Source organism: Paracidovorax konjaci, assembly GCF_900112675.1.
Classification (GTDB): Bacteria; Pseudomonadota; Gammaproteobacteria; order Burkholderiales; family Burkholderiaceae_C; genus Paracidovorax; species Paracidovorax konjaci.
Genome location: NZ_FOMQ01000006.1, coordinates 185,400 through 211,186 on the forward strand (window position 1 = coordinate 185,400; position 25,787 = coordinate 211,186).

General features: G+C 69.8%; 24 protein-coding genes. 13 read left to right on the top strand and 11 right to left on the bottom strand.

From position 1 onward, the window contains the following. Positions 1-39: 39 nt before the first annotated feature. On the bottom strand, positions 40-942 hold the full coding sequence (locus BM144_RS11245) for a LysR family transcriptional regulator (protein WP_092952514.1): 903 nt from the start codon (positions 940-942) through the stop codon (positions 40-42). 197 nt (positions 943-1,139) lie between these two features. Between BM144_RS11245 and BM144_RS11250 the strand changes: the two genes are divergently transcribed. From BM144_RS11250 to BM144_RS11260, 3 genes are all read left to right on the top strand, one after another. Further along, positions 1,140-1,868, top strand: a complete 729-nt coding sequence (locus BM144_RS11250) for a pirin family protein (RefSeq protein ID WP_092952205.1) — start codon at positions 1,140-1,142, stop codon at positions 1,866-1,868. Positions 1,869-2,408: 540 nt separating this feature from the next. Then, on the top strand, positions 2,409-2,942 hold the full coding sequence (locus BM144_RS11255; RefSeq protein WP_092952207.1) for an ATPase: 534 nt from the start codon (positions 2,409-2,411) through the stop codon (positions 2,940-2,942). Beyond that, positions 2,939-3,148, top strand: a complete 210-nt coding sequence (locus BM144_RS11260; protein ID WP_092952209.1) for a hypothetical protein — start codon at positions 2,939-2,941, stop codon at positions 3,146-3,148. Before BM144_RS11255 ends, BM144_RS11260 begins: the two co-directional genes overlap by 4 nt. 18 nt (positions 3,149-3,166) lie before the next feature. Here the strand turns inward: BM144_RS11260 and BM144_RS11265 are convergent, their stop codons facing one another. Next, complete coding sequence (locus BM144_RS11265; RefSeq protein ID WP_092952516.1) at positions 3,167-5,242, bottom strand: molybdopterin-containing oxidoreductase family protein; 2,076 nt, start codon at positions 5,240-5,242, stop codon at positions 3,167-3,169. Positions 5,243-5,382: 140 nt separating this feature from the next. Here BM144_RS11265 and BM144_RS11270 point away from each other — a divergent pair, with 140 nt between their 5' ends. The 3 genes from BM144_RS11270 to BM144_RS11280 all read left to right on the top strand — a co-directional run bounded on the left by BM144_RS11270 (position 5,383) and on the right by BM144_RS11280 (position 8,453). After that, complete coding sequence (locus tag BM144_RS11270) at positions 5,383-6,525, top strand: ABC transporter substrate-binding protein (RefSeq protein ID WP_092952211.1); 1,143 nt, start codon at positions 5,383-5,385, stop codon at positions 6,523-6,525. Positions 6,526-6,678: 153 nt separating this feature from the next. Next, complete coding sequence (locus BM144_RS11275; RefSeq protein ID WP_092952213.1) at positions 6,679-7,128, top strand: helix-turn-helix domain-containing protein; 450 nt, start codon at positions 6,679-6,681, stop codon at positions 7,126-7,128. Next, positions 7,128-8,453, top strand: coding sequence for a type II toxin-antitoxin system HipA family toxin (locus tag BM144_RS11280; protein ID WP_092952215.1), 1,326 nt, complete (start codon positions 7,128-7,130; stop codon positions 8,451-8,453). Before BM144_RS11275 ends, BM144_RS11280 begins: the two co-directional genes overlap by 1 nt. 27 nt (positions 8,454-8,480) lie before the next feature. On the opposite strand, the gene argE is transcribed toward BM144_RS11280, so the two are convergent. Beyond that, positions 8,481-9,644 carry an acetylornithine deacetylase gene (argE, locus tag BM144_RS11285; protein ID WP_092952217.1) on the bottom strand — a complete coding sequence of 388 codons (1,164 nt, stop codon included), beginning with the start codon at positions 9,642-9,644 and terminating at the stop codon, positions 8,481-8,483. A gap of 78 nt (positions 9,645-9,722) precedes the next feature. Here argE and BM144_RS11290 point away from each other — a divergent pair, with 78 nt between their 5' ends. The 4 genes from BM144_RS11290 (at position 9,723) to BM144_RS11305 (ending at position 14,608) form a co-directional block, all read left to right on the top strand. Continuing rightward, positions 9,723-10,937 (top strand): M20 aminoacylase family protein, encoded by a 1,215-nt coding sequence (locus BM144_RS11290; protein WP_092952219.1) that lies wholly within the window; start codon positions 9,723-9,725, stop codon positions 10,935-10,937. A gap of 127 nt (positions 10,938-11,064) precedes the next feature. Further along, complete coding sequence (locus tag BM144_RS11295; protein WP_092952221.1) at positions 11,065-12,168, top strand: M14 family metallopeptidase; 1,104 nt, start codon at positions 11,065-11,067, stop codon at positions 12,166-12,168. A gap of 228 nt (positions 12,169-12,396) precedes the next feature. Continuing rightward, complete coding sequence (locus tag BM144_RS11300; RefSeq protein WP_092952223.1) at positions 12,397-14,223, top strand: methyl-accepting chemotaxis protein; 1,827 nt, start codon at positions 12,397-12,399, stop codon at positions 14,221-14,223. Between the two features lie 130 nt (positions 14,224-14,353). Then, positions 14,354-14,608, top strand: a complete 255-nt coding sequence (locus tag BM144_RS11305) for an acyl-CoA-binding protein (RefSeq protein WP_092952225.1) — start codon at positions 14,354-14,356, stop codon at positions 14,606-14,608. A 74-nt stretch (positions 14,609-14,682) separates the two neighbouring features. Here BM144_RS11305 and BM144_RS11310 read toward each other — a convergent pair whose 3' ends face one another. Beyond that, the gene (locus BM144_RS11310; protein WP_092952227.1) at positions 14,683-15,840 is read right to left on the bottom strand and encodes an aminopeptidase; all 1,158 of its coding nucleotides are present in this window, start codon (positions 15,838-15,840) and stop codon (positions 14,683-14,685) included. Positions 15,841-15,933: 93 nt separating this feature from the next. Between BM144_RS11310 and BM144_RS11315 the strand changes: the two genes are divergently transcribed. Beyond that, a complete protein-coding gene (locus BM144_RS11315) occupies positions 15,934-16,632 on the top strand; it encodes a DNA-3-methyladenine glycosylase I (RefSeq protein ID WP_092952229.1) in 699 nt (232 codons plus the stop codon). Positions 16,633-16,654: 22 nt separating this feature from the next. On the opposite strand, the gene BM144_RS11320 is transcribed toward BM144_RS11315, so the two are convergent. Both BM144_RS11320 and BM144_RS23125 read right to left on the bottom strand, forming a co-directional pair. Then, positions 16,655-17,209 carry a hypothetical protein gene (locus BM144_RS11320; RefSeq protein WP_092952231.1) on the bottom strand — a complete coding sequence of 185 codons (555 nt, stop codon included), beginning with the start codon at positions 17,207-17,209 and terminating at the stop codon, positions 16,655-16,657. A 124-nt stretch (positions 17,210-17,333) separates the two neighbouring features. Continuing rightward, positions 17,334-17,504, bottom strand: a complete 171-nt coding sequence (locus BM144_RS23125) for a hypothetical protein (protein ID WP_175525995.1) — start codon at positions 17,502-17,504, stop codon at positions 17,334-17,336. Positions 17,505-17,677: 173 nt separating this feature from the next. On the opposite strand from BM144_RS23125, the gene BM144_RS11325 reads away from it, so the two are divergent. Together BM144_RS11325 and BM144_RS11330 are read left to right on the top strand one after the other, a co-directional pair. Further along, positions 17,678-18,970: a class I SAM-dependent methyltransferase gene (locus BM144_RS11325; protein WP_092952233.1), complete on the top strand. Its 1,293-nt coding sequence runs from the start codon at positions 17,678-17,680 to the stop codon at positions 18,968-18,970. Positions 18,971-19,043: 73 nt separating this feature from the next. Continuing rightward, complete coding sequence (locus BM144_RS11330) at positions 19,044-19,370, top strand: DUF1840 domain-containing protein (RefSeq protein ID WP_092952235.1); 327 nt, start codon at positions 19,044-19,046, stop codon at positions 19,368-19,370. A 48-nt stretch (positions 19,371-19,418) separates the two neighbouring features. Here the strand turns inward: BM144_RS11330 and BM144_RS11335 are convergent, their stop codons facing one another. The 5 genes from BM144_RS11335 to BM144_RS11355 form a co-directional block, all read right to left on the bottom strand. After that, positions 19,419-20,504, bottom strand: coding sequence for a Bug family tripartite tricarboxylate transporter substrate binding protein (locus BM144_RS11335; RefSeq protein WP_092952237.1), 1,086 nt, complete (start codon positions 20,502-20,504; stop codon positions 19,419-19,421). 228 nt (positions 20,505-20,732) lie between these two features. Continuing rightward, the gene (locus BM144_RS11340) at positions 20,733-21,725 is read right to left on the bottom strand and encodes a tripartite tricarboxylate transporter substrate-binding protein (RefSeq protein ID WP_092952239.1); all 993 of its coding nucleotides are present in this window, start codon (positions 21,723-21,725) and stop codon (positions 20,733-20,735) included. Between the two features lie 185 nt (positions 21,726-21,910). Beyond that, positions 21,911-23,158, bottom strand: coding sequence for a phenylacetate--CoA ligase family protein (locus BM144_RS11345; protein WP_092952518.1), 1,248 nt, complete (start codon positions 23,156-23,158; stop codon positions 21,911-21,913). Between the two features lie 265 nt (positions 23,159-23,423). Beyond that, positions 23,424-24,248, bottom strand: a complete 825-nt coding sequence (locus tag BM144_RS11350; RefSeq protein ID WP_092952241.1) for an ABC transporter ATP-binding protein — start codon at positions 24,246-24,248, stop codon at positions 23,424-23,426. A 196-nt stretch (positions 24,249-24,444) separates the two neighbouring features. Continuing rightward, positions 24,445-25,767 (bottom strand): ABC transporter substrate-binding protein, encoded by a 1,323-nt coding sequence (locus BM144_RS11355; protein WP_092952243.1) that lies wholly within the window; start codon positions 25,765-25,767, stop codon positions 24,445-24,447. Between the last annotated feature and the right edge of the window lie 20 nt (positions 25,768-25,787).

Below are 25,787 nucleotides of genomic sequence, written 5' to 3' on the forward strand. Positions count from 1 at the left end.
AGATTGCTATATAAATAATAGCAATCGGCGGCCCCGCAGCTATGTGGGCAGGATGCCCGGCAGCAGGGGGCGGGCGAGCCGCTCGCGCCACCACTGCAGCGCGCGGCCGCGGCCCTCGGGCTTCCAGGCGAGCCAGAAGGTCTCTTCGGGCCGGGGCTCCTCCACCGCGCATTCCACGAGCAGCCCGCGCGCCAGTTCGCCGCGCACGCTGGCCCGCGGCACGAAGCCGTGGCCCAGGCCGTCCACCTGGCAGGCGATCTTGGCCGGCATCGAGGGCACGGTGATGCGGTGCTGCCCCACGTTCAGGCCCACGGTGCGGTCGCCCAGCGCGCGGGCACCGTCGCCCACCACGATGGCGGTGTGCTCCAGCAGTTCGCTGCGCGCGAGCGGCCGGCCGGGGCGGGCCAGCGGGTGGGTGGGCGCCACGCAGAAGACGAATTCGAGGCTGCCCACGGCCACCGCCTTGTAGCCGCCGCCCGAAGGGCCTTCGCCGGCCGCCACCACGATGTCGGCGCGCCCGTCGCGCAGCGCCTCCCAGGTGCCGGTGAGCGCTTCGCAGCCGATGCGCAGGCGCGTGCCGCACTGCAGCGCCTCGAAGGCGCGGATGTCTTCGGCGAACGCGCTTGTGGGGATGAGCGAGTCGTGCACCAGCCGCAACTCGGTCTCGAAGCCCGTCGCCACCTGCCGCAGCCGCGATTCGAGCTGCCGCGCGGCGGCCAGCAGCCAGCGGCCCTCCTTGAGCATCTCCTGCCCGGCGGGCGTGAGCGCCACGCGGGGCCCGTTGCGCGTGAAGAGCGCGATGCCCAGCTGCTCCTCGAGCTTGGCGACGGCATAGGAGATGGTGGACGGCACCTTGTGCAACTGTTCCGAGGCCCCCGCGAACGAGCCGTGGCGGGCGATGGCGTCCACCAGTTCGATGGCTTCCAGGGAGAGTCTGAGCATGGGTTTCCTGTCCTTGATCCAGATCATCGAAATTATCGATGATGGGGGCTGAAACGTTTCAACCTGACGGGCATCAAGGCGGCCGATACTTTCTCCATCGACGCACTGGAAGCGACCGGCCCACCGAGGAAATACCTGGGACGGCCTAGCGAAAGACAGTGTGAATTCCATCGAAAATCCATGAAAGGAAACCCACCATGCTCGACATCCGCAAGGCTTCCCAGCGCGGCCACGCCAACCACGGCTGGCTCCAGTCCCGCCACACTTTCTCGTTCGGCCACTACCACGATCCGGCGCAGCAGGGCTTCTCGGACCTGCTGGTGATCAACGACGACCGCGTGGCGCCGGGCCAGGGCTTCGGCACCCATCCGCACCGCGACATGGAAATCTTCTCCTACGTGCTGGAAGGCGCGCTCGAGCACAAGGACTCCATGGGCACGGGCTCGGTGATCCGCCCCGGCGACGTGCAGATGATGAGCGCCGGCACCGGCGTGCGCCACAGCGAGTTCAACCCCTCCGGCGACGAGCCCGTGCATTTCCTGCAGATCTGGATCGTGCCCGGCCTGCGCGGCGCCGAAACCCGCTACCAGCAGCGCCATTTCACCGATGCCGAAAAGCGCGGCCGGCTGCGGCTGATCATCTCGCCCGAAGGCCAGGAGGAATCCCTGGGCGTGCACCAGGACGCCCGGGTCTATGCGGGGCTGTTCGACGGCGCCGGTGAGTCCGCCACGCTGGACGTGGGCCCCGACCGCAACGTCTATGTGCATGTGGCCCGCGGCAGCGTCGAGGTGAACGGCGAGCGCCTCTCGGAAGGCGACGGCGCCCGGGTCCGGCAGGCCGGTCCGCTCACGTTCTCCGCCGGCGAAGGCGCCGAAGTGCTGGTGTTCGACCTGCGGCCCCAGGAGCTGCCCGAGATGCCGCACTGAGCGAGCGCCGCTTCGTCCCCCCGCAATCGACCGTCTCTTTCATTGTTCTTTTCTTGCCGATCCAGGAGCTTTGCCATGAACCACGCCGCCGCCGCCACCCGCCCCGTCGCTGCCGCCACGCCCGGCGCCCCCACCTCATCCTGCACAACGGGAATTTGATCGTCGTGCGCGCAGGCAAGGTCGTGCGGGTTCGGCCGGACCCGGAGCGGCCGGAGTGATCCTGTGCTGAAGGGGGCTCAGCCCGACAGCGGCTCCACCTGCACCGCGCAGTCGTAGAACGTGGGTGCGGCACCTAGGTCGGGGAGGGCCCGGCCCGACCTCGTTCATGGTGGTGCCCTGCAGGCCGTACTTGCGCCACCAGATGCCCAGGCCGTGGGCGAAATGTCCTGGGTTCGTGGGCCGTGGGCCGAACTGTCCGGCAGCAGGGGTTCCATAATCCCTGATCGCCAGGGAACAGACCGCTTTGCCAACCCATCACACCTTACCGTCCCGATCCCCCGGCCGCCGCGTCGGTGGCGGCCTGCAGGGCTGGAGAGCGGAATGACGATGCCGGCCACTCCACCCAAGATCATCATCATTGCGGGCCCCAACGGGGCAGGGAAAACCACGTTTGCCCGCGAATTCCTGCCGAACGAGGCGGCATGCCCGGTGTTCGTGAATGCCGACCTGATCGCTGCGGGGCTGTCGCCTTTTGCCCCGGAACTGGCCGCCATTCAGGCGGGGCGCCTGATGTTGGCGGCGATTGCCCAGCATGTGGAGCGGCGGGAGAGTTTTGCCTTCGAAACCACGCTGTCGGGGCGGACGTACGCGCGGCAGATACCGCAATGGCGGAAGGCGGGCTATCTCGTGGAGCTGTTCTTTTTGAGCTTGCCCCACGCTGACATGGCGGTGCAACGGGTGGCCGAACGGGTACGCCAAGGTGGGCACCATATCCCCGAAGCCACGATCCGCCGCCGTTTCGCTTCGGGGCTGGAGATGTTGCGCACCGTGTACCAACCCCTGGTGGACCAGTGGACGGTGTATGACAACGCGGGGGATGATCCCCAATTGATCGACTGGAGCGGTAAACCATGACCATCCCTCACCCAGCGAATGAGCAAGCCTCTGCCAGCAGTCTGGTCCCGGCGAGCGACAACGTCGATTTCAAGGGAGCACAGGCAGCCATACGCCGCGCCGCGCAGCGCGCCCGGCAGCTTGCACAGCAGACCGGCACGGATTTGATCGTCGTGCGCGCAGGCAAGGTCGTGCGTGTTCGGCCGGACCCGGAGCGGCCGGAGTGATCCTGCGCTGAAGGGGGCTCAGCCCGACAGCGGCTCCACCTGCACCGCGCAGTCGTAGAACGTGGGCGCGGCACCCAGGTCGGTGAGGGCCTGGCCCGTGACTTCGTTCACGTTGGTGCCCTGCAGGCCGTACTTGCGCCACCAGATGCCCAGGCCGTGGACCACGCCCGAGCGCGCGCGGCCGTTGAGCGCGGCGCGGCAGGCATAGCTGCCCCGGTCGTTGAACACGCGCACCGCGGCGCCGTCGGCGATGCCGCGCGCGGCGGCATCCTCGGGGTGCATCTCCAGCAGCGGCTCGGTCTCGATCTGGCGCAGGCTCTTCACGTTCACGAAGGTCGAGTTGAGGAAATTGCGCGCGGGCGGCGAGATCATCGCGAGCGGGTAGCGGCCGCCGGGCTGCGCGGGCTCGCGGTTGGGCAGGTAGTCGGGCAGCGGATCGAGGCCCTGCGCTGCCAGCCGGGCGCTGTGGAATTCGCAGCGGCCCGAGGGCGTCGGAAAGCCACCTTCGGCGAAAGGCGCATCGGGAATGGACAGCGTGGCGAAGCCCGTGTCCAGCAACTGCTGGAAATCGACATGCGCGCCATAGGCCTGTCGGCACAGGTCCTCGTCGGTCTCGGCGAAGCAGGGCTCGGCAAAGCCCATGTGCGCGGCGAGTTCGCGGAACACCTGGGTGTTCGGCTTCGATTGGCCCACCGGCGCGACGGCCGGGCGGTTGAGCATCACGTCGGTGTGGCCGTAGGCCACCTGCACGTCCCAGTGCTCCAGCTGCGTGGTGGCTGGCAGCACGTAATCGGCGTAGTCGGCCGTGTCGGTCTGGAAGTGTTCCAGCACCACGGTGAACAGGTCTTCCCGGGCGAAGCCGCGCACCACCTTGGCCGATTCGGGCGCCACGGCGACGGGGTTGCTGTTGTAGACCACCACGGCATCGATGCGCGGGCCGAAGCCGGGCGAGGCGCCGCGCAGCAGGTCGTCGCCGATGGTGGACATGTTGACCGTGCGCGGCTGCAGGCCGGCGGGCACCAGGTCGGGCCGCTGCAGCGCGGGCCGCTGCACCGGGAAGTGCCCCGAGCTGGAGAGCAGCAGCCCGCCCGCGCGGTGCCGCCAGGCGCCCACCAGCGCAGGCAGGCAGGCCACGGCGCGCGTGGCGTTGCCGCCGCCGCGCGCGCGCTGCATGCCGTAGTTGAGGCGGATGGCCGCGGGCCGCGTGGTGCCGTAGTCGCGCGCGAGCTGGCGGATCTGCTCCACGGGCAGGCCGCACACGGCGGCGGCGCGTTCGGGCGGCCAGGCGAGCGCGCGCTCGCGCAGGCCCTCCCAGCCCACCGTGTACTGCGCGATGTAATCGTGGTCCAGCCAGTCGTTCGCGATCAGCTCGTGCATGAGCGCGAACGCCAGCGCCGCATCGGTGCCGGGCAGCAGCTGCAGGTGCTCGTGGCACTTGTCCGCGGTCTCGGTCTTGCGCGGATCGATGCACACCAGCCGCGCGCCCTCGCGCTTGGCCTGTTGCGCATAGCGCCAGAAATGCAGGTTGCTGCCGATGGAGTTGCTGCCCCAGACGATGATCAGCTGCGATTCGGCGAAGTGCTCCACCTTCATGCCCACCTTGCCGCCCAGCGTCTGGTTCAGCCCCTCGCCGCCGGCCGCGGCGCAGATGGTGCGCCCCAGCAGCGAGGCGCCCAGGCGGTGGAAGAAGCGCCGGTCCATGCTCTCGCCCTGCACGAGGCCCATGGTGCCGGCGTAGCTGTAGGGCAGGATGGCCTGCGGGTCGCGCGCGGCGATGGCGCCCAGGCGGGCGGCGATGTCGCGCAGCGCCTCGTCCCAGCCCACGGGCTCGAACTGCCCGCTGCCCTTGGGGCCCGTGCGCCGCAGCGGTGTCAGGATGCGCTCGGGGTGGTTGGTGCGTTCGGCGTAGCGCGAGACCTTCGCGCAGAGCACGCCAGCGGTGTGCGGATGGGCCGGGTTGCCTTGCACGCGCACGGCCACGCCGTCCTCCACGGTGGTGACGAGGGCGCAGGTGTCGGGGCAGTCGTGGGGGCAGGCGCCGCGTACCTGCAGGGGGGCGGCGGCTGGCGCGGGAATGTGGGAAATGGTTTCCATCATGGACATCGGGCGGGATCGGTCGATACACTGCGCCCCCAAACGGCCGGGCAGGCGCCTGCCCGGCCCCATTCAGAATTTCCAATCGGAGCCGCCCCTTTTCGGGGGCGGCATGTCAGGCCAAGCGGGGGGATTTCACCATGAAGCAAGCGGCGTTGGGGCGCAGACGGTTTTCCATCGGCCTTGGGGTATCGGCCATCGCGGGGTTCGGGCTGGCGCGCGCGCAGTCCGAAGGCACCATCGTCCTGGGGCAGTCCGCACCGTTCTCGGGGCCCGCCGCCCAACTGGGAGTGCAGTTCCATGCGGGCGCGAAGCTGTATTTCGACGCGCTCAACGCCCAGGGCGGCATCGGCCGGCGGCTGGTGGAGCTGAGGACGCTCGACGACGGCTACGAGCCCGACCGCTGCGCGGCCAACACGCGCAAGTTCATCGAACAGGATGTGCTGGCCCTGTTCGGCTACGTGGGCACGCCCACGAGCCTCGCGGCGTTGCCGCTCTTCTCCCAGGCCAAGGTGCCCTTCTTCGCGCCGTTCACCGGCGCGGAAGCCCTGCGCCAGCCGTTCAACCGCCTGATCTTCCACGTGCGGGCGTCCTACAACGACGAGACGGCCGTCATCGTGCGCCAGCTCACCCACCTGGGCCTGAGCCGGATCGCGGTCCTGCACCAGGACGATGCCTATGGCAAGGCCGGGCTCGATGGGGTGTCGCTCGCCCTGGCCGAGGAAAAGCTGAAGACGCATGCCAGCGCGACCGTGGCGCGCAATTCCACCGATGTGGCCGCCGCCGTGCAGAAGCTGGTGGCCGCCAAGCCGGAGTCCATCGTGATGGTCACCACGTACGCGGCCGGCGCGGCCTTCGTGCGCGCCGCGCGCAAGGCCGGCTATGGCGGGACTTTCTACAACCTGTCCTTCGTGGGGACCCAGGCCCTGGCCGACGAGCTGGGCAAGGACGCGGCGGGCGTGGTCATCTCCCAGGTGATGCCGTCGCCGTTCCAGACGACCCGGCAGATCGCGCGCGAATTCCAGGACGCGATCAAGAAGGGTGGGAGCAAGGTGCAGGCCAACTACTCCAGCATGGAGGGCTACGTGGCCGCCCGCGTATTCGCCGAAGGCCTGCGCCAGGGGGGCGGCAAGGCCACGCGCGACGCGCTCATCTCCGGGCTGGAAGCCATCGGCACGGCGCCGGTGTCGGGCTACCCGATCAGCTTCAGTGCCAGCAGCCACAGCGGGTCGCGCTTCGTCGAAATGTCGATGCTCACGGGGGATGGCCGGGTAAGGGTGTGACCTGACCGGGGCCGTGGTTGGCCGGTAGCCGACATCACGCGCTTTGGAAAATATCGCAAATTTCCGATATTTTCCTTTTATCTGCCAAAGCCAGTATGTTGTAGATATTTGTCTTTGCAAATATATTGGCTTTTTCCGATAAGAGGGCATTCCATGGACTTTCCCATCCACCTCAGCGGCCAACTGCGCGAGCACCTGCGTGCGCTGAGAAAGGCGCGGGGCCTCACCCAGGCTGCGCTCGGGCAGTTGCTGGGCGTGGGGCAGGCCCGCATCGCCGAGATCGAGGGCAATCCGGGTGCCGTGAGCGTCGAGCAGTTGATGAAGGTGCTCTCGGCGCTGCAAGTGGGAATGGTGTTGCGCGACGCCGGACCCGAAGCGAGCGCTGCCGACCGGCCGGGGACGGAGGCTGCCGCTGCGGCGGGGCGATCCGTGCCGCTTTCGGCTTACGGCCGCAGGCCCGCCCCAGAAAAGGCAGTGGCCAGCCGCAGCGGTGCGCAAACCCCGTCGGAGGTGCGCACGGTGCGGGAGCCCGATCCGGCTGCGGATGCGGCACCCCGCTCCGCACGCAATTACGTCATCCCTTCCAAGAGGGGTTCCTGGTAATGGGGGCCGTGCTCAACGCATGGATGAACGGCGAGTTCGTCGGCACCTGGCAGGTCGATCGCGGAGCCCACAGCTTCTCGTACGCCAGGACATGGTTGGAGTCTGCAAAGTTTCGGCCGCTGTCCCTGTCCCTGCCGCTGACCCGTACCCGGGAGATCAAGGGCGAGGTGGTCGCGAACTATTTCGACAACCTGCTGCCCGACAACGATCGGATCCGCGAGCGCATCGGCCGGCGGTTCAAGACCAGGACACTCGATGCCTTCGCTCTGCTGGAGGCCATCGGCCGCGATTGCGTGGGCGCCGTGCAATTGCTTCCCGAGGGAACGGAGCCGGACGGATGGGACCGTGTGGAATGCGAGCCTCTCACGCAGGAGCAGGTGGCGGATGCGCTGCGCGCCGTGCCCGCCGACCCCGCCGCCCGCGCATCGGACGATTCCCCGGTATTCCGGATCTCGCTGGCCGGGGCACAGGAAAAGACCGCTTTCGTCTTGTCCCGGGGCCAATGGTGCCGGCCCTTGGGCGCCACGCCGAGCACCCACATCTTCAAGCTCCCGCTGGGATTGATCGCCAACACCAGCCGGGTGGAGATGTTCGATTCGGTCGAGAACGAGTGGCTTTGCTCGCAGCTCATCCAGGCGCTCGGCCTGCCGTCCGCGCGCACGTGGGTCGCCACGTTCGGCGATCAGCGCGCTCTGGTGGTGGAGCGTTTCGACCGGCAGTGGATGGACGGCGGGGCATGGATTGCCCGGCTTCCCCAGGAAGATTTCTGCCAGGCGCTGGGGCTGTCTCCGCGGCTGAAGTACGAAAGCGACGGCGGCCCGTCCGTGGCTGCCGGCCTGGCGCTGTTGGCCGGCAGTGTCGACGCGCCAACGGACAGGCTCGCATTCCAGCTCGCCCAGTTCGCCTTCTGGCTCATGGCCGCGCCGGACGGGCATGCCAAGAATTTCTCGCTCTTCCTGCGCCAGGCTGGCACCTTTGAAATGGCGCCCCTGTACGACGTGCTTTCCGTGTGGCCCTACGTGGGCAAGGGGCGGGGGCAGTTGCACTTGCGCGACGTGCGCCTCGCCATGGCGCAGCGATCGAAGAATGCGCACTATGGGCTGCATACCATCCGCGCCCGCCACTGGCGCGATCTGGCGCTGCGGAACGGCGGATCCACAGTCTGGGACGCGATGCTGGGCATGGCGGCGCATGTGGCGCCAGCCCTGGATACCGTCGAGGCGCGGTTGCCGGCGGATTTTCCGGAGCACATCTGGGCCCCGATCTCGGCGGGCATGCGGGCGCAGGCCGAGAGCTTTCTTGCCGAGGCGGCGATCCTCGCCTGAGGCGGGCAGCGGCTCCGCGCAGAGCGCTCAGAGGCCGCCGAACTCCCGGGTATCGGCCAGCCCGCGCATGAAGGCCTCGCAGCGCGCGAGCTGCTCCAGGCTCACGTATTCGTCGGGCTGGTGGGCCTGGCGGATGCTGCCGGGGCCGCAGACCACGGTGGAGATGCCGGCGTTCTTGAAGAGCCCGGCTTCGGTGCCGAAGGCCACCAGCGTGGTGCCGGCCTCGCCGGCCAGGCGCTGGGCCAGCTGCGTGACCGGGTCCCGTGCGTCGCCCAGGAAACTCGGGATCTCGCAGATGGTGTCGAAGGTGAAGCCCGCCTGGGGCGCCACGGCCTGCATCGCGGGCTCCAGCGAGCGCGCATAGGCCACGACCTCGGACTGCATGCGCGCGGCATCGGCGGTGGGCAGGTCGCGGAATTCATAGCGGAACTCGGCGTCGCGCGGCACCACGTTGTCGGCGATGCCGCCGTGGAACTGGCCCACGCTGGCCGTGGAGAAGGGCACATCGAAGCCCTCGAAGCGCGGCTCCTCGCGCTCGAAGCCCTCGGCCATGTCGCGCACGCGACCCACCACGCGCGCGGCCATCTCGATGGCGTTCACCGAGTGCGGAGTGAGCGAGGAGTGCGCCTCCTTGCCGCGCACGCAGCAGCGGTACCGGTAAACGCCCTTGTGCGCGATGGCCGGGACCATGCTGGTGGGCTCGCCCACGATGCAGGCGAGCGGCCGTACGCCGGCATCGCGCAGGTCGGCGATGAGTTCGCGTGCGCCGAAGCAGCCCACTTCCTCGTCGTAGCTGAAGGCGTAATGGATGGCGAAGGGCGCATCGCTTTCCAGGAAGCGCTGCGCCTGCGAGAGCGCGATGGCGATGAAGGCCTTCATGTCGGCGCTGCCGCGGCCGTAGAGGCGCCCGTCCTGCACGGTGGCCGAGAGCGGGTCCATGCTCCAGTCCTGGCCGTCCCACGGAACGGTGTCGGTATGGCCCGAGAGGATGATGCCGGCGGGCTTGCCCTCGCCCAGCGTGGCGAAGAGATTGGCCTTGGTCTTGCTTGCATCGTGGGTCAGCCGGCACTTCACGCCGAGCCGCGCCAGTTCGGACCGCACGAAATCGATGAGTTCGAGGTTGGAGCGGTGGCTCACCGTGTTCATGCGCACGAGGGTCTGGGCGAGCGAGAGGGCGTGGTCGGAGATCATCGTGCTGCGTGGAATAACCCTGTCTGGTGCGCGTGCGGAGGCAGGGCTAGACTCTGTGAACCAAGGAAGACATCCATTATGAAACTCATCGATTCGATCGTCACCGAGGCCGCGGGTATCGCCGCCGTGCGCCGCGACATCCATGCCCACCCTGAACTCTGCTTCGAGGAAGTCCGCACCGCGGACGTCGTGGCGGCCAAGCTCGCCGAGTGGGGCATTCCCGTCCACCGCGGCCTGGGCAAGACCGGCGTGGTGGGCATCGTGCACGGCCGCGACGGCGGCGCTTCGGGCCGTGCCGTGGGCCTGCGGGCCGACATGGATGCGCTGCCCATCACCGAGTTCAACACCTTCGCGCATGCGAGCACCCACCCCGGCAAGATGCACGCCTGCGGCCATGACGGCCACACGGCCATGCTGCTGGGGGCGGCCCAGCATTTCGCGCGGCACCGCGATTTCGACGGCACCGTCTACCTCATCTTCCAGCCGGCGGAAGAGGGCGGCGGCGGGGCCCGCGTGATGATCGAAGACGGCCTGTTCACGCAATTCCCCGTCGAAGCCGTCTTCGGCATGCACAACTGGCCCGGCATGAAGGCCGGCCAGTTCGCCGTGAGCGCGGGCCCGGTGATGGCGTCTTCGAACGAGTTCAAGATCGTCATCCGCGGCAAGGGCAGCCATGCCGCCATGCCGCACATGGGCATCGATCCCGTGCCCGTGGCCTGCCAGATGGTGCAGGCCTTCCAGAACATCATCAGCCGCAACAAGAAGCCGGTGGATGCGGGCGTGATCTCGGTCACCATGATCCACACGGGCGAGGCCACCAACGTGGTGCCCGACAGCTGCGAGCTGCAGGGCACGGTGCGGACTTTCACCATCGAGGTTCTCGACATGATCGAGCGCCGCATGAAGCAGGTGGCCGAGCACACCTGCGCGGCCAACGAAGCCACCTGCGAGTTCGAGTTCGTGCGCAACTACCCGCCCACGGTGAATTCCCCGGCCGAGGCCGCCTTCGCGCGCAAGGTCATGCAGGGCATCGTGGGCGAAGCCAACGTGGTGCCGCAGGAGCCCACCATGGGCGCGGAAGACTTCGCCTTCATGCTGCAGGCCAAGCCCGGCGCCTACTGCTTCATCGCCAACGGCGACGGCGACCACCGCGCCATCGGCCATGGCGGCGGCCCGTGCACGCTGCACAACCCGAGCTACGACTTCAACGACGACCTGCTGCCGCTGGGCGCCACCTACTGGGTGGAGTTGGCGCAGCAGTGGCTCGCCGCGCCGCGGCCTGCCGCAGCCTGACGGCCCGCGCGCCTGCATCGCTCTTTTGCCCGCCCGCGGCGCCCTGTGCGCCGCGGGCCGTTGGCGCGCGCTGCGCGTCCATGGTGGGCTGTCTGTCTCTCATTTCTTTTCTCAGGAGCGCCCGAGGATGATCGGTACCGCGCAAGCGTTTTCTTCCCGTTATGCGCAGGCCCGCGCGCAGTTTCTGCAGGCCGCGGCGGCAGCGGGCCTGGCCGTGGAATCGCACCCCCACCCCCTGCCGGGCCGTGAGGGCGAGGCCCTGGCCCTGGATGTGGTGCGGGACGGCCCGGCCGATGCGCGGCACCTGCTCATCGTGAGCAGCGCCTGCCATGGCGTCGAAGGCCACTGCGGCAGTGGCGTGCAGGTGTTCGCGCTGCACGACGAGGCGTGGCGCGCGAAGGCGCGGGGCGCCGGCGTGGCCGTGCTCTACCTGCACGCGCTCAATCCGCACGGCTTCTCGCACACGCGCCGCGTCACGCACGAGAACGTGGACCTCAACCGAAACTTCCACGATTTCCGCCAACCGCTGCCCACCAACGCGGCCTACCGCGAGATCGCAGCGCTGCTGCTGCCCGAGCAATGGCCACCGACGCCCGAGAACGAGCGCGCCGTGGGCGCTTTCATCGCTGCGAACGGCGAGGCCGCATGGCAGGCCGCCATCACGCGCGGCCAACACGAGTTTCCGGAGGGCCTGTTCTTCGGCGGCACCGAGGCCACCTGGAGCAACCGCACCCTGCGGCAGGTGCTGCGGGCGCATGGCGCGGCGGCGGACCACATCGCCTGGATCGATCTGCACACGGGCCTGGGCCCGAACGGCCACGGCGAGCGCATCTACGCGGGCCACGACGATGCCGATGCGGTCCGGCGGGCACGGCGCTGGTGGGACGGTGGCGGCGCCACGCCGGTGACTTCGATCTACGACGGCTCCTCCACCTCGGCCTTTCTCACGGGCCTCATGTGGAACAGCGTGTACGACGAATGCCCCCGCGCCGGCATCACCGGCATCGCGCTCGAGTACGGCACCGTGCCGGTCCTGGACGTGCTGCAGGCCCTGCGCGCCGACCACTGGCTGCACCTGCACCCCGAGGCGCCCGCGGCGCAGGCCGAGGGCATCCGCCAGCAGGTGCGGGCCGCGTTCTACACCGACACCGATGCGTGGAAGCAGCGCATCGTCGAGCAGGCGCGCGAAGCGATGTTCCAGGCGGTGGACGGGCTGGCCGCCCTGGCCTGACGTTCGGGCGGCACCGGCCGAAGCGCTCCCCCGTTTCCCAAATTTCGGGAATGCTGCGGCTGCGTGGGCCCTCCCGCAGCCATGAACTCGACCGTTCTGCTGCTGGCGTTTTCGCGGTTTATTGCAAACAATGTCACCACCGAAGCAAAGCAAACCAATATCGGCGGTGACCGTGGCGGGAGGGCATGCCACAGGATGCGGCCGTTCACTCGTGAAGGGAGGGCACCGATGGCGTCTCAACGAAGGGGTTGGACACTGGCGCAGCGCTTGATCGCGATTAATGCGGTCGTTTTCGTGCTGCTGGCAGCGGTCACCGCAGCGATCTGGCTCATGATGGAACAGTTGAGCCGCGATGCCGAAATCGTCCGGGCCTACAACGTGCCGCAGCTGCAGCGCATCGCAGAGCTGGAACTGAACGTCACCCGGGTATCGCTGCAACTGCGGCATGCGATCCTCTCGCGCACCCCCGAAGAACTGAACAGCACGCTGGCCGACATCGGCGAAAAGCGCGCGCTGCTGCAGAAGACGCTGCAGGCGTTCGGCGACGGCATGATCTCGGACGATGGCAAGCAGGCCTATGCGCCGCTGCCGGCGCTCATGCAGGAATTCTGGGCCGTGGGCGGCGAGAACCTCCAGCTGATCCAGGCGGGCCGCAAGGAAGAGGCCTTCGCCTTCCTGGTGGACCGCACCATCCCTGCGCGCAACCGGCTGCTGGCGCCGCTGGGCGCGGAGAAGCTGCGCCAGGGCGAGCGGCTGTCCTTTCGCATCAACGAGGTCCAGTCCCTGGCGACGACCGACCGCAACGTCGCCACGCTCGCGATGCTGGCGGTGGTGCTCTGCCTGGCGGGGCTGGGCTGGTACCTGCGCTCGGTGGTGCGGCAGCTCGGCGGCGACCCGCCCGAACTCCGCCGCGTGGCGCTCGCCGTGGCGGGCGGCGACCTGGGCGTGCGCGTGCCGGTGCGCCCGAACGACGCGTCCAGCATCATGGCGGGCCTGTCCACCATGCGCGAGCGGCTCGCATCCGTGGTGACGGTGGTGCGTTCCAGCGCCGACAGCGTTTCCGCCGCGAGCGGAGAAATCGCGGCCGGCAACCACGACCTGTCATCGCGCACCGAGCGGCAGGCTTCGGCGCTGCAGCAGACTGCGGCCTCGATGGAAGAGCTTGGCTCCACCGTGCGGCAGAACGCCGACAGCGCGCGCCGCGCCAACGAATTGGCGCAGGCCGCGTCGAACGTGGCGGCGGACGGCGGCGCCGTGGTGGCGCAGGTGGTGGACACGATGAAGGGCATTCAGGACAGCAGCCACCAGATCAACGACATCATCGGCGTGATCGACGGCATCGCCTTCCAGACCAACATCCTGGCGCTCAATGCCGCTGTGGAGGCCGCGCGCGCGGGCGAGCAGGGCCGCGGCTTCGCCGTCGTGGCGGCCGAGGTGCGCACGCTGGCGCAGCGCAGTGCGACGGCGGCCAAGGAGATCAAGGCGCTCATCACCGCGAGCGTGGAGCGTGTCGGCCGTGGCAGCGCGCTCGTGGACCAGGCGGGCGTGACGATGACGGAGGTGGTGGCCTCGATCCGCCGCGCCACCGACCTCATGGGCGAGATCAGCGCCTCCAGCTCCGAGCAGAGCCAGGGCGTGGACCAGATCGCCGAGGCCATCACCCACGTGGACCAGGCCACGCAGCAAAACGCCGCGCTGGTCGAGCAGATGGCCGCGGCCGCGAGCAGCCTGAGCACGCAGGCCGCCGAACTGGTGCGTGCCGTGGCGGTGTTCCAGCTGGACGCGCAGGCGGATGCGTTGGCCGCGCGCGCTGCTCCGGTTCCGCCATCGCCGCCTCCGCAGCAGCAGCACCGGGCGGCCCCGGCGCCTGCCGTGCCGCGCCCCGTGGCCGCGCCGGTGCGCCGGCCTGCGGTGCCGCCCGCCGCGCAGCCGGCCTCGCCCCGGCTCGGCCATGCACCGGCGGCGGCGAAAAAGGCCGCTCCGCCGGCCCCGGCCGCACCGGCAACCGCACCGGCGAAGGCCGGCGGCGCTTCGGACGACTGGGAAATGTTCTGACACCGAAAGCGGTGCTAGCCGGCCGGGGCGTGCCGGACGCCCCCGTAAGATAGCCGGGCGAGGGCCGCAGGAGCCGCCTGACGGGCCTGCTCCCGCACTTCTTCCATCCCCGTCCGGAGACACGTTCCCCATGTCCGATCTGAATGCCGCTTTCGAGGCCGCCGTCGCCCATTCCAAGAACCTCAGCGAGCGCCCCGACAACCCGACCCTGCTGAAGATCTACGCGCTCTACAAGCAGGCCACGGCGGGCGACAACGCCGAGCCGAAGCCGAGCTTTTCGGATTTCGTGGGCCGCGCCAAGTGGGATGCGTGGACGAAGCTCAAGGGCACGTCCGGCGACGCTGCCCGCCAGCAGTACATCGACCTGATCCAGGAACTGAGCTGAGCCGGGCCCATCGGCGCTGAATCGGGCGCCGGCCGCGCGTCCACCACCGTGCCGGCGCCCCGGTGCCGTGGCGCTCAGTCGGCCGCCGCGCCTGGTGCCGGGGGCCGCGGCGCCAGGGCCCGCAGGTGCTCTTGCCGTTCCCGGGCCGGCTGCGCTGCCAGCGCGCGCACGGCGGCATAGAACTTCGGCCAATCGCCGCCTTCGTGTTCGAAGAGCGCCTCGAAGGCCGGCACCAGTTCGTCATAGGCCGCCTGCGCGCCGAAGGCCGCGTTGTTGGCATCGGCCACCCAGCGGTCGTAGCCGGCGATCTGCTCAGGCGTGGTTCCTCCGGCCAGCCAGCGCGCCCGCAGCGCGGCATAGTCGCCGCGGAATTGATCTATTGCTATATTTTTAGTAGCAAACAATTCAATGGATACGGCGGCATGGGGTGGTTTTGATGCCGAGCCATACACCGCAGAGAGCCGCTCCCGCGCGGAGCGGGTGAGCGCGCGGAACGCCGTGCGCCGGGCATCGCCTTGCTCGTATTCGGCACGTGCCCGGGGCGTGGCCCGCGTGGCCAGCCAGCGCGCCACGCCGAGCCGCTCGACGGCGGTGGCGAACGACTCGTTGAACATCGTGTCGCCGTTCGCGTAGACGACCTGGTGCGCCAGCTCGTGGAACAGCAGCCGCACGAACTCCCCTTCGGGCCAGGCGATGAAGGTGTTGAGCAGCGGGTCGCCGCCCATCCAGTTCGTGTAGCCCAGCGTGGAATAGGCTGGCACGCCGTAGACGGCCACCTCCAGGCCCTGGCCGGCCAGCCGCGCGGCCTCGGCGCGTGCGTCGGCCTCGGCAAAGTAGCCGCGGTAGCCGATGCAGCCGGTGATGGGGAAGCACCAGGTGTGCAGCGTGAGCGCATCGGGCGGCGCGGCCACCACGTTCCACACGGCGGCGCGGCGGCCCAGGTCCGCATAGCGGCGGTAGCTGGCGTTGTCGGGCAGGTGCAGCTCGGCCACGGCGAAGGCGCGGGCCTGGCGCGCCAGTTCCAGCCGTTCGCGCAGCGGCGCCGCGGTGCCGGGGCGGGCCAGCCAGTCGTCCACGGGCGCGGCGGCCTGCATGATCTGCAGGTGCCCGCGCACCGATTGCCAGTAGTAGCCGAGGGTGTCGCCGGTGTGCGCGCAGCCGGCCAGCAGCGCGCCCAGCAGGGCCATGGCGGTGCGGCGTGCGGCAGCGGCGGAAAAGGAGGGCAGGGGCATGCGGAGGATGCGGGAGAGGGCGCAAAAAAGGCCGGTGCGGAACGCCCCGCAGTGTACGGAGCTTCGCGCGCGGCCCCTTCCTAGAATGGCCCCATGCCGAACGCCAAAACCCCTTCCGCCCCCGGCCCCGCCGATCCCGCGCCGCTGCCCGAGGGCCTGTTCGCCGACGCGCCCGGAGAGCCGCCGCGCTGCTTCTGGTGCCGGGCGACCCCGCTCTACCGCCACTACCACGACCACGAATGGGGCTTTCCGGTCAGCGACGACCGGCGGCTGTTCGAGAAGCTGTGCCTGGAGGGCTTCCAGGCGGGCCTGAGCTGGATCACCATCCTCAATAAGCGCGAGGCGTTCCGCGCCGCCTTCGCGGGGTTCGACGCCGAGCGCATGGCCGACTTCGGCGCCGCCGACGTCGAGCGCCTGCTGGCCGATGCCGGCATCGTGCGCCACCGCGGCAAGATCGAATCGGCCATCCGCAATGCGCGGCAGGTGCTGGAGGTGCGGCGCGAGTTCGGCTCGCTGGCGCACTACGTCTGGCGCTTCGCGCCGCAGGCGGCCGAGGGCCGTCCCGAACGGCTCACGCTGGACGCCGCGCGCGCCCTCACCACGGCGCCTGCGGCCGTAGCCCTGTCGAAAGACCTCAAGAAGCGCGGTTTCGGCTTCGTGGGGCCCACCACGATGTATGCCTTCATGCAGGCGATGGGCCTGGTGAACGACCACATCGAAGGCTGCGGCACGCGCGCTGCGGCGCAGGCCGCGCGGGCGGCGTTCCAGCCGCCGGGCGCGCCCGCGCGGTGAGGCGGGCCCCCGCTGCAGCCGGTCAGTATGCCGATTCCGGGCGGATGGCGATGTGGCCGAAGCCCAGGTGCTGCAGGCACTCGCGCAGGATCAGCAGCGTGGCCACGAAGGCAGGGTCGTCCTCGGGATCCTGCGGCTGCGCGGCCTGCGCGCCCAGCGCCCGCGCGGCCACGCGCTGGAAGACGCGCTCCACCGCCTCGAGCGGCAGCTCCATGTCCGGCTGCGCGGCGATGCCCGCCTGCAGCGCGATCTGGCGGATGCCCGCGTCGGCCGTGTAGAGGGCCGACCCTTCGGCCAGCGCGGAGCGCAGGGGCATCACGGCGTCTTCCACGGTGGCGATGGCGCTCTCCATCTCGGCGCCCGTGGGCGGCTGGTGCCGCAGGCAGGCGGCAGCGGTGGCATAGGAGCCCACGTCCAGCGTGCGCAGCAGGTGCGGCTGCGGGCCGGTACCGCTGGCGATGGACGAATGCGCCGCCCCGATGCGCAGCACGGTGACGGCGCTGCCGGCCAGCGGGCCCGCCTGCAGCGCGGCATAGAGCGTGCCGGCATCGTGGGGGGAGAGGGCGGAGGAGGGCATGGGGGCTCCGGCAACGGTGGCGATGCGCCATTGTGCCCGGCCGCGCGGGCATGAAAAAAGCCCTCGCGCAGGAGGGCTTGGCAGGCACGGGCGAAGCCTCGGGGGCTTCGCTCGGGAGGGGGCTTCAGCCGCCCTTCTTGGAACGCTTGCCGGGGTTCTTCTTGCTGCGGGTGGCGACGCCACGCTCCAGGCTCACGCGCTGGCCGCGGCCGGCCGTGGGCAGGGACACGCCGGGCAGGGGCTTCGGGGGAGGGGTGCGCTTGCGGTCGGCTTCGGTAACGATCTTGTTGCCCATGGTGTTTGACTCCTGCTGGAACGGACGGTGAAAACCCGCTATTAAGCCATACACCGGGCCCCCGGCCGCGCCGGACCGCCCTTCGGCCCCTTCCGCAGCCGGCCCCGGGGGTGGGGCGGTGTGTAAGACAGTTGCCATTGACGGTCGCCGGGGCGCGGTCCAACAATCCCGCCATGAAACACCTGCTGCGCATGCTCGAGGCACGGATGGCCGACTCCCCGGTCGGCCTCGCGCTGGAGTTGCCCGGCGGCGAGCGGATCGGCGGGCGGGACGCCCGCGTGGTGCTGCGGTTCCGCGATGCGATGGCCCTGGGAGCGCTCGCGCGCGGCAAAGTGGGGGATGTGGCCGCAGCCATCGTGGAGGGCCGCGTGGCCATGGAAGGCCGCGTGCGCGATCTCATGGCGGCCGGCGGGGCGGTGCTGCGCGGCGACCCGGTGCGCGATGCGGGCGGCTGGTGGCGGCCGCTGTGGCAGCGGGCCCGTTCGCGCGGTCTGCACACGCTGCGCCGCGACGCGCGGCAGATCCAGTTCCATTACGACCTCTCCGACCGCTTCTACTCGCTGTGGCTCGATCCGCGCCGCGTGTATTCGTGCGCGTACTACCACCACGCCGGCCTGTCGCTCGCGCAGGCGCAGGAAGCCAAGCTCGACCACATCTGCCGCAAGCTCAGGCTCGCGCCCGGCGACCGCTTCCTCGACATCGGCGCGGGCTGGGGCGGGCTGCTGCTCTGGGCCGCCGAGCACTACGGCGTGGATGCCACCGGCATCACGCTGTCGCGCAACCAGCACGCTCATGTGGAGCGGCTCATCGCGCAGCAGGGGCTGGGGCACCGCGTGCGGGTGCGGCTGTGCGACTACCGCGACCTGCCGCGCACCGAGCGGCAGCCTTTCGACAAGATCGCCTCGGTGGGCATGTTCGAGCACGTGGGCCGGGCCCATCTGCCGGCGTATTTCGGGTGCGTGCGGCGCCTGCTGCGGCCCGGCGGCCTGCTGCTCAACCACGGCATCACGGCGGGCGGGGTGGACAACGCGCAGCTCGGCGCGGGCATGGGCGACTTCATCGAGAAATACATCTTCCCGGGCGGCGAACTGGTGCATGCCAGCGCGGTGCTGCACGACATGGCCGGCGCCGGCCTGGAGATGGTGGACACAGAGAACCTGCGCCCCCATTACGCCCGCACGCTCTGGGCCTGGTCCGATGCGCTGGAGGCGCGCCTGCCAGAAGCCGAGGCGATCCTGGCGGAGGAGGCGGGCGCCGAGCGCGGCGCCAAGGCCCTGCGCGCCTACCGTCTCTACCTGGCCGGCAGCGCCATGGGCTTCGAGCGCGGCTGGATGGCGCTGCACCAGATGCTGGCCGCCCTGCCGGACGGCCGTGTCGGCGCGGGAAGCCTGCCGGGCGCGCAATCCGACTATCCATTCCAGCGCAGCTACATGTACGCCGGTGCGGGCATGCCGTGCGCGGCCTGACACCGCGGGCCCGGTGCCATTTTTCTGTGACTCCAGCTCTCTACCTTTTTCCCACTCCCTGAACCCTCGATCCATGCTCTACAAATTCAAGTCCCGCGCCACGGCCGACATCATCATGCTGCAGGCCCACGGCCGCCAGATCCTCCAGGCCATCGGCAAGTCTCCGGACGAGGCGCACGGCATCATCACGCCCGAGCAGATCCCCGCTGCGCTGCAGTCGCTGGAAGCCGCGATCGCGGCCGACGAGGCCCGCCAGGCGGAGGCCGGCGATGCCCCTGCCGATGAGGACCAGGACGGCCGCGGCGAGCCCGCCGAGGCCGTGCGGCTGCGCCAGCGCGCGGCGCCCTTCATCGACATGCTGCGCCGCAGCGCCGCCGAGGGCAAGGAAGTCACCTGGTAGTTCGCGGCGGGGCCGCGATGCGGCCTCTGCGCTGAACGCGCCTCCGCTTCAATCCACCTTGGCGCCCGAGGCCTGGACCACGCGCGACCACTTGGCGTGTTCGGCCTCGATGTGCCGCGCGAACTCGGCCGGCGTGTTGCCGCCGGGAATCGCGCCCTGCGCGAGCATGCGCTCCTTCACTGCGGGCGAGGCCAGCGCCTTGGCCGTCTCCTGCTGGATGCGTTGCACGATGTCGGCCGGCGTGCCCGCGGGCGCGAGCAGGCCGAACCACGAACTCGCTTCATAGCCCTTGAGCGCCGGGCCGCCGGCCTCTTCCACCGTGGGCACGTCCGGCAGGGCCTGCGAGCGGGTGGCGCTCGTCACCGCCAAGGCCTTGAGCTTGCCCGCCTTGATCTGCGCCATGGACGAGGGCAGGTTGTCGAACATCACGTCCATGTTGCCGCCCACGAGGTCCAGCAGCGCCGGGCCCGAGCCGCGGTAGGGCATGTGCAGCATGTAGGTGCCGGTCATGCTCTTGAACAGCTCGCCCGCGAGGTGGATCGACGTGCCGTTGCCGCTCGACGCCATGTTGAGCTGGCCCGGGTGGGCCTTGGCATAGCGGATGAAGTCCTGCACGCTCGCGATGCCCTGCGTGCGCGCCTTCTCGGCGTTGAGCACCATCACGTTCGGCACCGCGGCCACGAGCGTGATGGGAACGAAATCCTTGATGGGGTCGTACGGCAGTTTGGCGTAGAGCGCCCGGTTGATGCCGTGCGTGCCCACGGTGCCCATGAGCAGCGTGTACCCGTCGGCCGGCGATTTGGCGACGATCTCCGCGCCGATGTTGCCGCCTGCGCCCGCGCGGTTGTCCACGATGAACTGCTGGCCGAAAGCCCGGCCGAGTTCCGGCGCCACGGCCCGCGCGAGGATGTCCGTCGTGCCGCCCGGTGCGAAGGGCACGACGATGCGCACGGGCTTGGACGGCCAGGTGTCGGCGCGTGCGGGCGCATTCCAGGCCACCAGCGCGGCGCCCAGCAGCAGCGCGCTGCCCAGGGCGATGGCGCGGCGGCGGCGGGCGGGGGCGTGCCGCACGGCGGCAGCGGCGCCGGACCGGCGGGAGGACAGGGCATCGGCAGGCGTCTGCGGGGTCGGCATGGAGAAGGTCCTTTCGGAAGCCGTGGATCGGAGGCCCGGCCCGTGCGTTAGCGCAGGCAGAGGAGCGATGGCTCCGTTGTAGGCGCGTGGGCCGGCGCGGCGGCAGGTGGATAACCCGCATCGCCGCGGAATGCCCGCAGTGATGCCGCGGGCCCGCCAGAAAAAACGCCCCGCGGCGCAAGCCGCGGGGCGTTCTCGTGGACTGGAGGGGAGCGAAGCCTGCGCGTATCAGTCGGCGTAGGTGCCCGCGGCCTTGATGATCGGGCCCCACTTGTCGATCTCGGCCTGCACGAACTTCTTGTGCTCGGCGGGCTCGACGCGCTGGTCGGCGGCCACGACGGCGCCCAGGCCTTCCTGCTTCTTGATGAAGTCGGGGTCCTTCAGGGCGGCCTTGAGGGCGTCGTTGAGCTTCTTCACCACCTCGGCGGGCGTGCCCTTGGGCGCGTAGAGGCCGTGCCAGATCGTGACCTGGAAGTCCTTCACGCCGGACTCGGCCAGCGTGGGCAGGTCTTTCAGCGAGGGCGTGCTCAGGCGCTTGGCCGTGGTGACGGCATACGACTTGACCTTCTTGGCCTCGATCTGCGAGGTGGTGTTGGTGGTCTGGTCGCACAGCAGGTCGATCTGGCCGCCGATCAGGTCGGTGATGGCCGGTGCCGTGCCCTTGTACGCGACGGTGGTCATCTCGACCTTGACCGCGCTCTGGTAGAGCAGGCCGCACAGGTGCGAGGCCGCGCCCAGGCCCGCGTGGCCGAGGTTGATCTTGCCCTTGTTCTGCTCGATCCAGGTCGCGAGTTCCTTGTAGTTGTTGGCCGGCAGCGAGGGGCGGCCGATGAGCGTCATGGGCACGTCGTTCACGACGCCCAGGTACTCGAAGTCGTTGGGCACGCTGAAGGGCAGCTTGCGGTAGAGCGCCGGCATCGTCGCCATGGCGATGTGGTTGAGCAGCAGCGTGTAGCCGTCGGGTGCGGCGCGGGCCACCTTGGCGGTGCCGATGCTGCTGCCGGCGCCGGCAGCGTTGTCGATCACCACGCTCACGCCGCCCAGCGGCTTGCGCATGGCTTCGGCCAGATCGCGGGCCACGCGGTCGGTGGGGCCGCCGGCCGCGAAGGGCACGACGATGGTCACCGTCTTGTCCTTGGAGGGGAAGGCCTGCTGGGCCTGGGCACCGAACACGGCGGCTGCGGCAGCAGCCAGCAGCGCGGTCTTGACTATGGTTTTCATGGCGATCCTTGACTTGAAGACGCGCCATGATAGTCACGGCCTTTCGGTGTCACATCAAGGTAATCACTGAGGCTGCGGATCCCAGGGTTTTAAGCTTTTTGGCACGGATGCCGCCGTATCCATTGGCTTTGTTGCTATCAAAAAGTGAGTGTAAGCTCCGTGCAATGCCACCGTGGCAGGGGCCGTCAACGGTAACTGCGGGCGTCCTCGATCACGCGGCCATCGTTGGGCAGGGCCCCCGGCGCGAGCATCTCGATGTCGGCGCGCAGCTTGGTCACCTCGCGCACCGCGGCGGCCAGCCGGTCGGCCAGGCCGCCCGCGGTCTCGGTGGTCTCCACGCGCAGCACGAGCGTGTCGTTGGCCATCTCCCCGCCCACCACCAGGCGCGCGCGCGCCACCTGCGGAAAGCGCCGCGCCACCTCGGCCACCTGGCCCGGGTGCACGAACATGCCGCGCACCTTGGTGGTCTGGTCGGCACGGCCCAGCCAGCCGCGGATGCGCCGGTTGGTGCGGCCCGTGGGGCAGGGGCCGGGCAGCACGGCGGAGAGGTCGCCGGTGCCGAAGCGCACCAGCGGGTAGTCGGGGTTGAGGGTGGTCACCACCACCTCGCCGACCTCGCCGTCGGGCACGGGGTCGCCGGTGCCGGGGCGCACGATCTCCACGATCACGTCCTCGCCGAGCACGAGGCCCTCGCGCGCGGCGGTCTCGTAGGCGATCAGGCCCAGGTCGGCCGTGGCATAGCACTGGAAGGCCGCCACGCCGCGCCCGGCGAACCAGTCGCGCAGCGACGGCGGCAGCGCCTCGCCCGACACCAGCGCCTTGGACAGGTGCGGCAGCGCGATGCCCATCTCGGCCGCCTTCTCCAGCAGGATGCGCAGGAAGCTCGGCGTGCCGATGTAGCCCGCCGGCCGCAGCTCGGCCATGGCCTGCACCTGCTGCTCGGTCTGGCCCGTGCCGCCCGCGAACACGGTGCAGCCCACGGCCTGCGCGCCGCCTTCCATCATGGCGCCCGCGGGCACGAAGTGGTAGCTGAAGCAGTTGTGCGCCAGCTCGCCCGGCCGGAACCCGGCCGCATGGATCGCACGTGCCATGCGCCAGTAGTCCGCCCGCCGGCCCTCGGGCTCGTAGAGCGTGCCCGGGCTCGCGAAGACGCGCGGCATGGCCGCCCCGAAGCGCAGCGCGCTGAACCCGCCAAACGGATCCGCAGCGCGCCCGGCCTGCTGCCGCTCCAGCAATTCGTGCTTGCGCGTGACGGGCAGGGTGGCGAGCGCGGCGCGGCTGGCGATCGCCTGCGGATCCACCTGCGCGAGGATGTCCCCGAAAGCCGCCGTCGCCGACCGCGCATGCGCGATCTGCGCGGGCAGCGCCGCCATCAGCGCGGCCTCGCGCTCCTCGGGCGAACGGGTTTCGAGGGCGTCGTAGGAATCCATCATGCTCATGCCTTCATCCATGCGGTTGTGCAATCAATCGTCATACGCTGCGGCTGCACAGGCCGGCGTGCTGTCCCGCTGCGCACCTTGCGCGCGACCCCGGAAACCGCCATGGCGCCACCCGTCGAATGGCCGCGGAGCAGGCCAGGCCAGCAGACGCCGTGGAACGGGCTTCGCCAGGCCACCGGCGGCGTCCCCCTGCCCGCCGTACGCAGTACGGCGAGAGCGGGGGGAAGCGGCGCAGCCGCTCAGGGGGGTGACCTCCATATCAGGCCAGCCAGCGCTTGCGCCGCTTGTAGCTCTTGGCGTCCTTGAAGCTCTTGCGCTCCCCGCCGCCCATGCCGAGGTAGAACTCCTTCACGTCCTCGTTGCTGGCGAGGTCGCTGGCGGCGCCGTCCATCACGACGCGGCCGTTCTCCAGGATGTAGCCGTAGTCGGCATATTTCAGCGCCATGTGCGTGTTCTGCTCGGCCAGCAGGAAGGTGACCTTTTCGCGGGCGTTCAGGTCGCGCACGATGTGGAAGACCTCCTCCACGATCTGCGGCGCGAGGCCCATGGAGGGTTCGTCCAGCAGCACCATGCGCGGGTTGGCCATCAGCGCGCGGCCGATGGCGCACATCTGCTGCTCGCCGCCCGAGGTGTAGGCGGCCTGGCTCGTGCGCCGCGTCTTCAGCCGCGGGAAGTAGGCATACACCTTCTCCAGGTTGGCCGCCACCTCGCCGCGGTCGCGCCGCGTGTAGGCGCCGGTGAGCAGGTTCTCCTCGATGGTGAGGTGAGCGAAACAGTGGCGGCCCTCCATCACCTGCACCACGCCGCGGTCCACGAGCGCGGCGGGCGAGAGCCGCTCGATGCGCTCGCCGCGCAGCTCGATGCTGCCCTTGGTGACCTCGCCGCGCTCGCCCGCGAGCAGGTTGGAGACGGCGCGCAGCGTGGTGGTCTTGCCCGCGCCGTTGCCGCCCAGCAGCGCCACGACCGCGCCTTCGGGCACCGAGAGCGACACGCCCTTGAGCACCAGGATCACGTGGTGGTAGATCACCTCGATGCCGTTGACGACGAGCAGCGGTTCACTGGCGGATGGCGGGGCTGTGGTCATGGCTGGCTCCATGGGCATGGTGTGAATTGGCTGTGCGCTCCGAGGCGTGGCGCATAGTGGAGTGCGGCGCTGCCTCGGGCATGGGGTACGAGGGACACCGAGGAAGGGCCGCCCCGCACCGAGGGTGTCGTCCCCCTTCCCGGAACGCGCAGCGGGCCGAGAGAAGGGGGAAGCGGCGCGGCCGCTCAGGGGGTAGTTACCCGCAGCTTCTCGGCTTGATGTTCTTGTCCTTGGCGTACTTGGCCGCGTACTCCTTGACCAGCGGATCGATGTGGGTCTTGTCGGCCTGGTACCAGTCGGGCTGGATGTTCCACTTCGCCCCGTCCCACTGCACGATGCGCGCCCAGTCGGTGCCCATGTGGTTCTGGCACGAGGTCTTCACCGGGCGCATCACTTCGCCGAAACCCAGCGCCTTGAGCTTGTCGGCCGTGAGGTCGAGGTTCTCGAAGCCCCAGCGGATCTGCTCGGGCGTGAGCACCTTGCCCTTGCCGTACTTCTCCTGCGCGGCGCGGATGGCCTCCACCTGCAGCATCGAGATCATCATCCCGCGCGTGTGCGCCAGCGTGCCGACACCGGTGGGCGCGCCCGTGCCCTGGCCCTTGTCGTAGACGAACTTCTTCAGGTCGTCGTGCACCTTGTCCTTCGCGGCGCTGTTGTGGATGGTGATCGCGTTGTAGCCCTTGGCGCCCGCGCCGATGTCCTTCACGTCGTGGTCGGAGCCGGCCCACCAGATGCCGTAGATCTTCTCGCGCGGGTAGCCGCTCGCCTGCGCCTCGCGGATGCCGGCGGGCGTCATCACGCCGGCCGACCAGAACAGGACGTAGTCGGGCCTTTGCTGGCGGATCTGCAGCCAGGTGGATTTCTGCTCCACGCCGGGCGGCGTGACGGGGAAGGTGCTGAGCGTGAAGCCGTCGGCCTCGGCGCGCTTTTGCAGCAGCGGGATGGGCTCCTTGCCGTAGGGGCTGTCGTGGTAGACGAGGGCGATCTTCTTGCCTTTCAGGCTGCCCTTTTCCTTCTTGGCGATGTCCTGCAGCATCACGTCGGCGGCGGTCCAGTAGGTACCCAGCAGCGGGAAGTTCCACTCGAACACCGTGCCGTCGGCCGATTGCGACAGGCCGTAGCCGGGGGTCTCGACCACGATCTTGTCCGCGATGGCCTTGTCGGTGACGGCGAAGGTGATGCCGGTGGACTGCGTGTCGAAGCCGGCCGCGCCGCCGCCCTTGCCCTTCAGGCGCTCGTAGCACTCCACGCCCTTGGCGGCGTCGTAGGCGGTCTCGCATTCCTCGAAGGCGAGCTTGACGCCGTTCACGCCGCCGTCGCGCGCGTTCACGAGCTTGAGGTAGTCCTGCTTGCCATCCGCCCACGGAATGCCGAGCGGCGCGAACTGGCCCGTGCGGTAGACGAGCAGCGGCACGAACTGCTCGCCCGCGCCTTGCGCCTGGGCCAGCGGCGCGGTGGCGAGCGCCGAGAGGCCGGTCGCGATGGCGGCGGCGATCAATGCGATCTTCCTGGGTTGCATGGCATGTCTCCTTGGGTGAT